The 11,891-nt window shown below is 56.6% G+C and carries 15 protein-coding genes; all 15 read left to right on the top strand.

The window, feature by feature from the left end:
• Positions 1-10 precede the first annotated feature (10 nt).
• The 15 genes from QUE74_RS09135 to QUE74_RS09065 are packed head-to-tail and all read left to right on the top strand — an operon-like array spanning position 11 to position 11,848.
• A complete protein-coding gene (locus QUE74_RS09135) occupies positions 11-1,126 on the top strand; it encodes a phage protease (RefSeq protein ID WP_286331965.1) in 1,116 nt (371 codons plus the stop codon).
• Entirely contained in the window at positions 1,127-1,522 is a 396-nt protein-coding gene (locus tag QUE74_RS09130; RefSeq protein WP_000375807.1) for a hypothetical protein, read from the top strand.
• 10 nt (positions 1,523-1,532) lie between these two features.
• A complete protein-coding gene (locus QUE74_RS09125; RefSeq protein ID WP_012904629.1) occupies positions 1,533-2,441 on the top strand; it encodes a Mu-like prophage major head subunit gpT family protein in 909 nt (302 codons plus the stop codon).
• Between the two features lie 3 nt (positions 2,442-2,444).
• A complete protein-coding gene (locus QUE74_RS09120) occupies positions 2,445-2,786 on the top strand; it encodes an HI1506-related protein (RefSeq protein ID WP_096981717.1) in 342 nt (113 codons plus the stop codon).
• Between the two features lie 3 nt (positions 2,787-2,789).
• Complete coding sequence (locus tag QUE74_RS09115; protein ID WP_000119402.1) at positions 2,790-3,221, top strand: gp436 family protein; 432 nt, start codon at positions 2,790-2,792, stop codon at positions 3,219-3,221.
• Positions 3,218-3,856 (top strand): DUF1834 family protein, encoded by a 639-nt coding sequence (locus tag QUE74_RS09110; protein ID WP_071533729.1) that lies wholly within the window; start codon positions 3,218-3,220, stop codon positions 3,854-3,856. The genes QUE74_RS09115 and QUE74_RS09110 overlap by 4 nt, the downstream gene beginning before the upstream one ends.
• A 13-nt stretch (positions 3,857-3,869) precedes the next feature.
• Positions 3,870-4,079: a DUF2635 domain-containing protein gene (locus QUE74_RS09105; RefSeq protein ID WP_001371970.1), complete on the top strand. Its 210-nt coding sequence runs from the start codon at positions 3,870-3,872 to the stop codon at positions 4,077-4,079.
• On the top strand, positions 4,072-5,493 hold the full coding sequence (locus QUE74_RS09100) for a phage tail sheath C-terminal domain-containing protein (protein ID WP_286331962.1): 1,422 nt from the start codon (positions 4,072-4,074) through the stop codon (positions 5,491-5,493). The genes QUE74_RS09105 and QUE74_RS09100 overlap by 8 nt, the downstream gene beginning before the upstream one ends.
• Before the next feature lie 12 nt (positions 5,494-5,505).
• On the top strand, positions 5,506-5,880 hold the full coding sequence (locus tag QUE74_RS09095; RefSeq protein ID WP_109955566.1) for a phage tail protein: 375 nt from the start codon (positions 5,506-5,508) through the stop codon (positions 5,878-5,880).
• Positions 5,877-6,260, top strand: coding sequence for a hypothetical protein (locus QUE74_RS09090; protein WP_032082845.1), 384 nt, complete (start codon positions 5,877-5,879; stop codon positions 6,258-6,260). Before QUE74_RS09095 ends, QUE74_RS09090 begins: the two co-directional genes overlap by 4 nt.
• A gap of 14 nt (positions 6,261-6,274) precedes the next feature.
• Positions 6,275-6,433, top strand: a complete 159-nt coding sequence (locus QUE74_RS09085; protein WP_176478299.1) for a hypothetical protein — start codon at positions 6,275-6,277, stop codon at positions 6,431-6,433.
• Positions 6,423-8,654: a phage tail tape measure protein gene (locus QUE74_RS09080; protein ID WP_286331958.1), complete on the top strand. Its 2,232-nt coding sequence runs from the start codon at positions 6,423-6,425 to the stop codon at positions 8,652-8,654. Before QUE74_RS09085 ends, QUE74_RS09080 begins: the two co-directional genes overlap by 11 nt.
• Positions 8,654-10,003 carry a DNA circularization protein gene (locus QUE74_RS09075; RefSeq protein ID WP_111986178.1) on the top strand — a complete coding sequence of 450 codons (1,350 nt, stop codon included), beginning with the start codon at positions 8,654-8,656 and terminating at the stop codon, positions 10,001-10,003. Before QUE74_RS09080 ends, QUE74_RS09075 begins: the two co-directional genes overlap by 1 nt.
• Complete coding sequence (locus QUE74_RS09070; protein ID WP_286331891.1) at positions 9,987-11,198, top strand: phage baseplate assembly protein; 1,212 nt, start codon at positions 9,987-9,989, stop codon at positions 11,196-11,198. The genes QUE74_RS09075 and QUE74_RS09070 overlap by 17 nt, the downstream gene beginning before the upstream one ends.
• Positions 11,198-11,848 carry a phage baseplate assembly protein V gene (locus QUE74_RS09065; protein ID WP_286332203.1) on the top strand — a complete coding sequence of 217 codons (651 nt, stop codon included), beginning with the start codon at positions 11,198-11,200 and terminating at the stop codon, positions 11,846-11,848. The genes QUE74_RS09070 and QUE74_RS09065 overlap by 1 nt, the downstream gene beginning before the upstream one ends.
• Positions 11,849-11,891 lie beyond the last annotated feature (43 nt).

Genomic DNA, 11,891 nt, shown 5'->3' with positions numbered 1-11,891 from the left:
CATACCGCGTATGAAGATGAACATTGCGGCGTTAAGCCTCGAAATTACTAAAGCAACCCACAGCGAAATCCAGCTGTTTCCGGCGGGTGAGTTCAGCGCGGTGGATGGTCGCCCACATACCGATGAAGTCGAAAGCGGTAAATGGGTGCTGACCGCTGAACTGGCCGCGCAGCTTGTCGCGCAGGTGGCCGCCCGTACCACGCCTTTTGTCATTGATTACGAACATCAGACGCTGCGCGCCGTAAACAACGGAAAGCCCGCCCCGGCGGCGGGCTGGTTCAGCCAGGTGGAATGGCGGGAAGGTGCGGGCCTGTATGCCACCGGTGTGGAGTGGACGGATAACGCGGCGGCCATGATTGCCGCCGGTGAGTACAAGTTTATTTCCCCTGTTTTTGCCTACAACAAGCGCGGCGAAGTGCTGGAGCTGTTACACGCTGCGCTGACCAATACCCCGGCGCTGGACGGTATGGACGCGGTCATGCTGGCTGCGGCCAGCCGTCTGGCGAGTCTGTCAACTGAAACGGAGAACACAACGGTGGATGAAGAACTGTTAAACGATTTGCTGTCCAGTCTGCGCTGGATGCTTAACCTCCCGGTTACCTCAACGGCGGAAGATATCAAAAACGAGCTGCAAAAGGTCGTTGACATGATTTCGAACGGTCAGGGAACGGCGGCGGCATCCGTCAGCCTGCTGACCCTGCTGAATCAGAAAGACGAGCAAATCGCCAGCCTGTCAGCAAATGCCTATGACCCGACGAAGCATATCCCTCTGACGGCATATGAAGAACTTCAGGGACGTTATGCCGTACTGGCGCAACAGTCCGGTGAAGCCGAAGCCGGGGCACTGATTCAGGCGGCGCTGTCTGACGGGCGGCTGCTTCCGGCACAGGAGGACTGGGCAAAAGATTACGCCAGCCGCGATATCAACGGCTTTAAGTCCTGGCTGGATAACGCACCGAAACTTGTTGCGCTCAGTCAGACCCAGACCGGCGGCAAACCACCCAAAACGCCGTCACCGGCCCTGGCGCAGATTAAAACCGGCGATGACGTCGATGTCGATATCGCCATTTGTTCAATGATGGGCGTTGATCCAGAGGATGTCGCCCGTTACGCAGGAGATAAGTAAATGGATCGCAATACCCCCTACCGTGACGGCGAGCTGAACCCGGTGCCGGTTGCCGCTGCAACCGAAATTTTTGGTGGTCATATGGTGGCCGTTAACGCATCCGGTTATGCCGTTCCGGCCAGTGCCACGGCCTCACAGATTACGCTGGGCGTGTCTGATGGCTGGGCGGATAACAGTACCGGCAGCGATGGCGATGTCACCGTTCTGGTGCGTTGCGGCAAAGATTTTCTGATGGTGAACAGCACCTCAGACCCGGTCACACAATCGCAGGTCGGCAAGCTGTGCTACGTGGAAGACAGCGTAACCGTGGCAAAAACCGACAACAGCAGCGCCCGTCCTGTCGCCGGGAAAGTGATCGGCATCTGTGGCGATGGCGTCTGGGTTCATTTCAGTTAAGGAGCGAAACGTGATAGTCAACGCTAAAAACCTCAACCAGATTTTTATTAATCTGAAGACCACCTATCAGAAAGCCTTCGACCAGACTCCCACTGACTGGCAAAAAGTGGCAATGGAAGTGCCATCAGGCAGCAAGGAGAACGACTACAGCTGGTTGAGTCGTTTCCCGAAAATGCGCGAGTGGGTCGGTGATAAAAACGTTAAATCTCTGGAAGCCTTCAACTACACCATCCGCAACAAGGACTGGGAAGCCACGGTTGAAGTCGATCGTAACGACATCGAGGACGACCAGATTATGGGCTATGCCCTTCAGGCCAGAGACGCGGGCCAGTCAGCGGCAGAACTCCCGGCAGATATTGTGGCGTCCCTTATCAATAACGGTTTTACCAGTCCCTGTTACGACGGCCAGATGTTCTTTGATACCGACCACCTGGTCGCCGGTAAATCGGTGTCCAACAAAGGCACTAAAAAACTCAAAGTGGGGTCGCTTGCTGAAGCGAAAGCCTCCTACGGTGCTGCCCGTACGGCCATGCGCAGTCTGAAAGATGACGAAGGCGCGTCTCTCAGAATCCGTCCGAATCTGCTGGTTGTGCCACCGGCGCTGGAAGATGACGCGAACTACCTGATGACCGCCGAGAAGTTCCCGGACGGTACGCCGAACCCGTACCGCAACACCGCTGAAGTGCTGGTGATGCCGGAGCTGACGTCGGATTCTGCATGGTTCCTGTTCGACACCTCCCGCTCGGTCAAGCCGCTGATCTTCCAGCAGCGTAAGAAACCGGTTTTTGTGGAGCAGACGGACTACAACAGCGACAACGTATTCATGCGTAAGAAGTTCCGGTTTGGTGCCGAAGCGCGCTGTAACGGCGGTTACGGCTTCTGGCAGATGGCATTTGGTTCTGATGGTACGACGGAGTAATGCATGGAAAAGGTGATTGAAATTACCGCCCGCCGTGAGGGTTTTCGCCGCTGCGGTGTGGCACACAGCGCAACCACGAAGGAATGGCCTGCGGATGCGTTCACCCCGGAACAGCTGGCGGTGCTGAAGGCTGACCCCATGCTGATTGTGGTGGAGCGTGATAAAGCGTCCGGCCAGAACGACGCGGACCAAAGTGATGAACTGGTCGCACAACTGGATGCCGAACGCCAGAAAGTCAGCGAACTGACGGCGCAACTGGAAGAAGAACGCCAGAAAGTCAGTGAACTGACCGCACAGCTGAACGCCGCACAGAAAACACAAAAAGCGGACAAAAAGGAGAAGTAACCCATGTCTTACGCCACACCGGAACAGTTCATCAGGGCGTTCAGTGAACGCGAGGCGCGCACACTGACGGATGAAGACATGACGGGATTCATCGACGAAGAAAAGCTGGCCTCCGCGCTTGCGCGCGCCAGTGCCCAGATTGATGGCTATCTGGTGGGGCGTTACCGGACCCCGTGGCCTGACAGCCCGGGGATACTGGTGGGTTACTGCTGCGATATCGCCCGTTATCACCTGGCGACCGATTACCGTATCTGCTCAGAAGAAATTCAGATGCGCTACCGGGACGCCATCCGCTTTCTGGAGAAAGTCGCGGCAGGACAAATCAACCTCGGGCGGGATACGTCCGGCAGCGTGATCCAGTCATCGTCACAGGTGCGTATCCGCTCCGGCTCCCGTCAGTTCGGGCGTGAGTCCACGCGGGGAGGTGCATTCTGATTACTGACATTGAACGGGCGCTGGTTGAGCGTCTGCGCTGTGGTCTGGGGCATATGGTGCAGGATGTCCGCACCTATGCCGGTGAACTGGATGAAGACCCGGGCCGGATTGTTCGCAGCCTTCCGGCAGCCTGGGTGACGTTCGGCGGCATCGTGAAAACCGAACGCTATTCCACGTCACGCCGGAAATACATTGCCACCGGACGCTTTGTGGTTGTGGTGGGTGATTACAACACCCGCAGCGAACAGAGCGCCAGACAGGGAGGCTCTGTCCGGGATGAAGTCGGGACAAACCAGCTGGTTGAATCCGTCCGTCGCCTGCTGACCGGTCAGGATTTGGGGCTGGAGATTGATTATTTCGAACCCGGGCGGGTCAGGACGCTGTTTAACACCGGCGTGGCAGAGCGGGCAATGTCCGTGTTTGCCTGTGAGTTCGATACCCGCTGGGTGGAGCACGCGCTGGAGAACGGCAAATGGCCGGAGCGTGGCGCAGAAGCGGACCGCCTCTTCAACCGCTACCACGGCAGGCTGTCAGACCCTGACCCGGATTTACTGCGAATTGGTACGCAATACGGCGCAGATATCTGTGGTCTGGATGAATTAAGAGAGCAACAGCATGAACAAAATGAAGGTTAAGGCGGCTCACGGGATGAAGTTCCCGATGGAGGATAACGCCCGGAAATACATCACCACGGAAGCGGTGACCGTTGAGAATACCGCTTATTACCGGCGCGCCGTTCAGGACGGTGACCTGATTCTGGTGAAGGATGAGCCTGAAACCACCGTGACGGCTGAACAGGACGCCGTGCAGGTAAAAGCGAAGGCGAAGAGAGAGAAACAGGTGGATTCCGATGAGTGAAATTCAGTTTGACACCATTTCGGGCGGTATCCGTAAGCCCGGTGTGCATTTTGAGTTTAATACCCGGCTGGCCGTTAACACGCTGCCGGGTAATGAACAGCGTGTTCTTGTGATTGGTCCGATGCTGTCAGGCGGCACCGCCACGCCCCTGAATGCCGTTTCCGTGTATTCCGAAGACGAAGCGGATTTGTATTTCGGGGCCGGTTCGCTGGCCGCTGCAATGGCGCGCGCGGCCATTAATGCCAACAGCTATCTGCAACTGGATGTTATCGGTATTGCAGACAGTGGCGCAGGACAGGCAGCAACCGGCGCGGTTACCGTCAACGGTACAGCAATCAGCAGCGGCACACTGTCGGTATGGGTTGCCGGTGAGCAGGTCACGGTGGATGTGGAAACCGGTGATGAACCGTCGAAAATCATTCCGGCACTGGTGGAAGCAATGGCGCAGACGCCCTCGCTTCTGGTGACGGGGGAATACAAATCAGAAACCTCTCAGCTGACGGTGACCACCCGGACCAAAGGAGCCTGGGGGAATGACATCACCCTGTCAGCATCCACCACGGCAGGTGGTCTGACCGTGAGCGCCACGCCGATGGCGAACGGTGAAATGGACCCGGATATTCAGCCCGCACTGGATGCGGTCTTTGCCGCTGGTCACAACATTCTGATTTGTCCGTTCAGTACCACGCCAGCCCTTGCCGCCCTGAAGCAGCATCTGGAGAAAACCGGGAACGCGATGGAACAGCGCGGCGCGATTGGCTGTGCGGGCTGGACGGGCAGTCTCGGGAACGGGATCACCCTGGCAGCCGGTGTGAACAGCGGGCGCGTGTCCGTCCCCTGGTATCGCGGCTCCGTGAAGCTGCCAGCGGTACTGGCTGCCATCTACGGCGCTGTGATGGCGGGCGAGGAAGACCCGGCGCGTCCGCTGAACTCGCTGGCGCTGTCCGGGCTGGATGTGGTCGCCATGTCACAGCGCGAAAGCCGTAACGAGCAGGAAAACGCCCTGCATAATGGCCTGACGCCGGTTGAGGTTGGCCCGGGTAACACGGTACAGATTGTGCGTGCGGTCAGTACGTACACGGTTAACGCACAGGGCGTGACTGACGTCTCGTTACTGGATATCACGTCCATCAGAACGCTGGACTACACCCGCAAGGCGTGCCGCGAACGCATCAGCCTTCGCTTCCCGCGCGAAAAACTCAGCACCCGTACTATCGCAAAAGTGGAAAGCGAACTGTATGACGTGCTGATCAAGCTGGAGGAAGCGGAGATTCTGGAGAACGTGGAAGCGAACAAGGCAAAGCTGCGCGTTCAGCGAAACGGGAAAGATGCAAACCGTCTCGACTGTGTGGTTCCGGCGGATGTGGTTAACGGCCTGCATGTGTTTGCCGGTCGCATCGACATGATTTTGTAAGGAGCGCGGTAAATGTCCATTAAAGAATATGTCGGCTCGATTGTGCTGGAGGTGGACAGCCAGGAAATCGAGATCACCGACTTCGATGTTCAGATCAACACCGGACGAAAGCTGGTCAAGACCATGAACAAAACCGGCAGGGCCAAAGGCTTTGCCCGTGGCATTGCCACCTACGATATTTCAGTTTCGGCGGTTATCCCTGATACCAACGAGCCGGACTGGGAAAATCTGGAAGGTGTGAAAATTTCAATTTATCCGCTCAGCAACAGCGGTAAGCGCACCTCCTATCTGGACTGCTTCACTGTTGAAGTGGGTGAGAAATACACCGTCGACAATGAAGCGAAAATTGATATCAAAATGGCTGCACTCAGGAAGGTGACAGGATGACTTTGATTAATACACATACCGGCGAACTGTCAGTTGGCGTGGAGTTTAACGGTATCCTTCATAAAAACTTTGAGCTGCGTCTGCCGGTCATGCGTGATAACGGGCAGGCACTGGAAGAAACGGAAGAACGCTTTCAGACGGTGGCGGGATTCGCGGCGGATTATTACTACCGCTGTGCGGTGATGGCGGCAACGCTGGTCCGTCTGGGAGATATCCCGCAGGAAGAACTGACGGCGGAACTGTTGTATGACCATATGGTGCCGGAAGATTTTGAGATTCTGAAAGCGGCACGTGACATTCTGAAGGTAAAGCGGAGCGGCGGGAATCCCGGCTCGCCGGACTCCGGCTCGCAGTCCTCATCCTCGGGCGCTACGGAATAACCGAAGAGCAAATCATGACCATGAGCCGTCCCGAGCTGGACGGCTGGCTTGCCGCCGTTGACAGGCTGAACGGCGGCGGCTCAGGAAGGACGGACACCTCACAGACCACCCGCCAGTCATTTAAATCCCTCAGAAAGAAACGCAGAAAAGGTAAACAGAAAAATGGCCGGTAATTTCAAAGTTGGCATGACCCTGACTGCGAAGGACGAAGCCTCGCAGGTTCTGGAAAAGGGAAAAAAGAAGGTTGTAAAAGCCACTGAAGGAGTGGAAAAAGCAACCAAAAAGGCAGGTCAGGAGCAGAAACGCACCGATGATGAGAGCATCAACAGCACAAAAAGGGTTGTCACCGAATTACAGCGTGCAGCCCGTGCCCGGGAAACGCTTGGCATCCGTTCGGAGCATGAAATCCGCCGGGAAATCGCCCTTACTGAAGCCAGTTATAACCGCCTTGCCCGTAGTGGCGTCATGTCTGCCCGCGAACAGGCGCGGGCATGGCGTGCCACGAAAGAGCAAATCCGGGAACTGAAGCGGGAAATGCGCGGTGTCGGCACGCTGGCAAAGGCGGCCAATATCGGCGGCAACGTTCTGACAATTGGCGGTGGTATCGCAGCAGGTGCTGCCATCATGGCGCAGCCGGTCAAAAAGCAGATGAGTTACGAACGCCAGCTGGCAATGATGGCGAATACCGCCTTCAGTGATGGTGGACTGGAGGGGCGCAAAGCTGGTCTTGAACAGATGAAAAGCAGCATCCGTAACGCAGTGACCTATGGTGGTGGCACGAAAGAGGATGCAGCCGAAACGCTGGATGCCCTGCTGAAAGACGGCATTTCATTTGAAACAGCCAGTAAGTGGCTGCCTGAACTGATGAAATACGCCACGGCTTCCGGTGCATCAGCGACAGACCTGGCTAAGGTGATGATTAAGGGCAAAAAGACCTTTGGATTCAGGGATGAAGATATTTCCACCGTTCTGAATATGGCGATTGCAGCGGGCAAAGAAGGCAGCTTTGAACTGAACGACATGGCCCGCTGGTTATCCCAGCAAATGGGCGCTGCGTCAGCTGCGGGGATGAAAGGCAAAGATGATTTCGTCAAGATTCTGGCGCTGAATGAAGCTGCCGCCATCACGGCGGGCAGCAGTGATGAGGCTGGAAATAACGTGGTTAACTTGCTGGCAAAACTGACCAGTAAGGATATTGAAACAGCGGCTGCGGGGATAAATTACAACGGTAAGGGAATCGACTTTTCCGGCACACTGACTGAAGCGCGCGAACATGGACTTAATCCGATAGACGCGCTGTCCAGCCTGATAGACAAAATTGTTGCCAGCGATAAACGCTATCAGGAGCTGCAAAAGAAACTGGCCTCCGCCAGGGATAAAGGCGAGCAGACGGCTGTTTATGATTCGATGGCAACACTCCTTGAAGGCTTTGGTGTCGGAAAGCTGGTTGCAGACCGTCAGGCGTTGATGGCGTTGTTAGCCTACCGTAACAACCCTGAATACCGGAAAAAGGTTGAAGACGCGATTAATCAGCAGCGCACCCTGCCGGAAGGTCAGCGCGCGGGTGATGTGGATTTTAAATTCATATCAGACACGAATGATTTTAAAACCGGGCAGGCTAAAAACACGCTTGAATTTTCACAAATGGACAGCGTGAAAAAGCTGGCGGATGCATCCGGTACTGTGGCCGATGCCATAAGCTGGGCGGGTGAAAAGTTTCCGGGGCTGACCACGGCAGTGGTGGCAGCCACGACCGCCATTGAAGCGATGACCGCAGCGGCCCTGACATGGGCCGGGGTCAAAATCCTGACCGGGGGAAAATCCGGTGGCAAGATTGGCGACGTTGTTGGTGATGTGCTTGAAACCACAATTAAGAAAGGCAAAGGGTTAAAACTTCCCGGCATTGCCGGTGGTCTGCTTTCTTTCGGTGGCACCGTTACGGCACTGGCTACCGCAACCAGCCCGGAAGAAGACGCCGCCGTCGAAGGAAGCGAGGAGCGCTGGAAAAATATACGGGCTAAATATCCTCAGTGGCTGATTGATGCTGCCCGTGAAAAGTACCAGCCGTGGTGGCAGTTTGGCGAAGGTTACTCAACAGAAAACGAGAAATGGATCCAGCAGTATCTTGACGAACTGAAAAAAACCGGGGTTATCGCCGGTGATTCTCTGCCGACACCAGAACAAGTCCGACAGCAAGCCGGGATGACCGCGGCTGATACCATTAATGCATCCGGTAAACGTGGTGGTCAGCCCGGCGTTCAGAATGGCGGACAGCCGCCAGCGCCCCCGGTTAACGTCACCACTCAGGTGGTGCTCGACGGGCAGGTTATCGCAGAGGCGGTGAATAAATACAACCTTCAGGACGGTAACAGAGGCACGGGAGGAACTTACTGATGGGCTGGGCTGAAAACCTGCAAAACGCCTCCTTTCGTGGCGTGCAGTTTGATGTGCTGAACACGGATGAACAAATCAGCCGCGACCATGCGGTCTATGAATACCCGTTTGTTGACGGAGCGGATTTGCACGATCTCGGACGCAAGGCGCGGCCGTTCCGCATGACGGCGTTCCTGTGGGGGGAGTATTACGAATATAAACTTGAAAAGCTGATCGCCGCCCTGGACGAAGGCGGCGCTGGTGAGCTGATTCACCCGGTTTACGGCTCCGTACCATCGGTGATTGTGACCGGCTACAGTATCCGCCATGACGCAGAAAGCCCGGACAGCTGCACCATCGACATGAGTTTTCTGGAGAACCGCACCGGCAGCGCGTTGTTCAGCACTCCGTTACCGGAGCTGTTTGCACAGCAGTTATTTGAAGAACTGGATAAGTTACTGGCACAGTTAAGCGAATTATTTGACGCTGTTACGGCCCCTTTAAAGACCATTAACAGCGTGATTAAAAAAATCCAGACGGTACGCGCCACGCTGGTGAATACCCTGCTGACGTTCAAAAGCGATTTTCTCTCATCCATCGACAATATGATGTCACTGGCCAGCGAACCCGGAAAGTTCATCGGCGGGCTGGCAGAGGTGCTGGAAATCCACACGTCAGATGTCGGACACGCGGTGCCGGTGCTGGAGCGTACTGATTCCGCCACCACGACCGGACTGACCGGGGAAGACAGCGTCGCCAGTTCTGCGACAGTGATGACCTGCTGGAATGAGGTGATGGCAGATATGGATGAGCTGGTCGCGCTGCCGGTCGCACTGGTCAGCGGTGATAAAACGCCGTCTGTGGCACTTCCGCCGGATGCATCCGTGGAAGACGTGCAGGACGTGAAAGCGGCTTATGCGGTTCTGGCAGCCTCAGAGCTGGCCAGCGTGGCGACGGCGATACTGTCAGATGAGGCCCAGTCAGAGCAGCTTATACCGGCGGATATCGGGCGACTGGTCGGGGATGTGCGCACCCGCTTACAGGCCGCCATCACGCTGTTCCGTGAACGCTATGAAGGCGAACGCGAACGGATAACCGAAACCGCATCACCGCTGGGGCTGATGTACCCGGAAATCATTCAGAGCATGAAGAACGTGGCGGCATCCGTGCAGGATGTCGGCCTGCTGGTTCTGTCTCGCCGCCCACCGCTGACGCAGAAACAGGTGCAGGCGGACAGCTGTCTGCTGTTGCTGGCGTGGCAGTGGTACGGTGATTACAGCCGTGCGGCAGAGCTGCAACGTCTGAATCCGCAGCTGCGTGACCCGAACAACATAACCGCCGGGATGGTGATTAATGCCTATGCAAAATAACGACGACAAAATCAGCCTGGTCATTGCCGGAAGGTCGCATTCTGACTGGAGCAGTTATCGTATTGACAGCGATTTCCTGAAAGCCGCCGACGGCTGGCAGCTTCAGCTGGGACTGCCTGAAAAGGTGTTCCCGGCGGATATCGTCCGGGGTGCGCCGGTCCGTTTGCAGGTGGGAGACGAGACGGTCCTCAGTGGTCGCGTGGACAGCGTGCGCCGCAGTGTATCCCGTCAGAGCTGCACGCTGACCCTGTCCGGGCGTGATGATGCCGCCATCCTGGTGGACTGTGCCGCACCGGTGTTCAGCGCCAACCAGCTGACACTGGACGAGGTCATCGACAGGATAGTCAGACCGCTGGGGATACAGCGCATCCGTATTCAGGCGTCCGGTGTGTCACGTAATGACAAGGTCGTTATAGAGCCGGGGATGCGTGCGTGGGATGCACTGGCTAAAGCTGCCGCCGGTCGCGGCTTATGGCCGTGGTTTGAGCCTGACGGGACGCTGGTTGTGGGTGGCCCTGACTACACCACCACGCCGGTGGATACACTGATTATGAAGCTGGACGGCACCGGGAACAACGTGATGGAGCTGGACGATACCCGGTCCATTAACGGCTGTTTCTCCGAGCTAACGGTGCTGGCCCAGAGCCACGCCCGCCGCGCAGACAGCAAGAAACAGGTGGCCGTGGTGCCGCTGGATATCTGGAACGAGGACGGCAGCGTGCGCACATTGTCCGGGCAGGACAGCGGTAATACGGACAGTGGCCAGACAGGCATTCATAACATGAAAGCCGTTGCCACCGACCCCACCGTGGATTATTACCGCCCGCAGATAATCACCCAGGGCGACACCAGCAATCTGGAGCAGGTGAACTGGCGCGCAAAAAAAATGATGAGTGATGCCCGCCTGTCGGGGCTGGATATCGTCGCACTGGTTGCAGGTCATCGCACGGCAGATGGTGTTCTGTGGCAGCCCGGCCAGCGGGTGCGGATTGTCAGCGAACCCCACGGCATCGATGCCATCTTTTTTCTGATGGGGCGTGAGTTCAGCGTAGGCCGGAACGGGCAGACAACCCGGCTCCGCTTTAAGGAGGATGGCGTGTGGATACCTGATGCCTACCCGCGCGAGAAGAAACGCCATCATCGCAGGGGCAAAAAGAAAAAAGAGGTCGCCATTGTTAAGGTCTGGGAGAAATGATGTGGGACAAGGTTAATCAGCGCATACAGCAGGCACTGGTCGCCGTTCGCCAGGCGTTCAGGGTGGTGACCGGTACGGTGGACAGTTCGACCAAAGTACAGCTACTTCAGCTGAACGGGCTGGCAGGCGAACAGCTGGACGGTGCGGAGTATTTTCAGCATTACGGCCTCACCACATCCCCGCCGCCCGGCTCAATGGGTATTGCCGTTCCGCTGAACGGTAATACCTCCCATACTGTCGTCGTGGCCACAGAGCACGGCGCATATCGCCTGACGGAACTGAAACCCGGCGAGGTGGCCCTGTATACCGACGAAGGCGCGAAAATCGTACTGAAGCGCGGACGGGTTATTGAGCATGAATGTGATGTTTATCGGGTGAAATGCAAACGCTATGAGGTCGAGGCACAGGAAAGTGCCGCATTCACGACACCGTTACTGACGGCCAGTGATAAGCTGACGGTGGAAGGTAAAATCACCGGCAACGGTGGCATGGCCATCAGTGGGGGCAAGAAATACGCCGCCACCTTTGAAGGCAACATCAACCATGTGGGCGGTGTGATTACCTCCGTTGACGTCACCATTAATGGCGTTAAAATCGGAACGCACAAACACCCGACCCCACACGGCATGTCTGACACGCCGGTTAACTAAGTGCTGAACACCCTCACCTGATTCTGACCTGTCCATGCTGCCA

This window comes from Escherichia sp. 10290 (genome assembly GCF_030295155.1).
Lineage (GTDB): Bacteria > Pseudomonadota > Gammaproteobacteria > Enterobacterales > Enterobacteriaceae > Escherichia > Escherichia coli_F.
The sequence above is the reverse complement of the archived record's forward strand: the minus strand, read 5'-3'. Positions and strand labels throughout refer to the sequence as shown.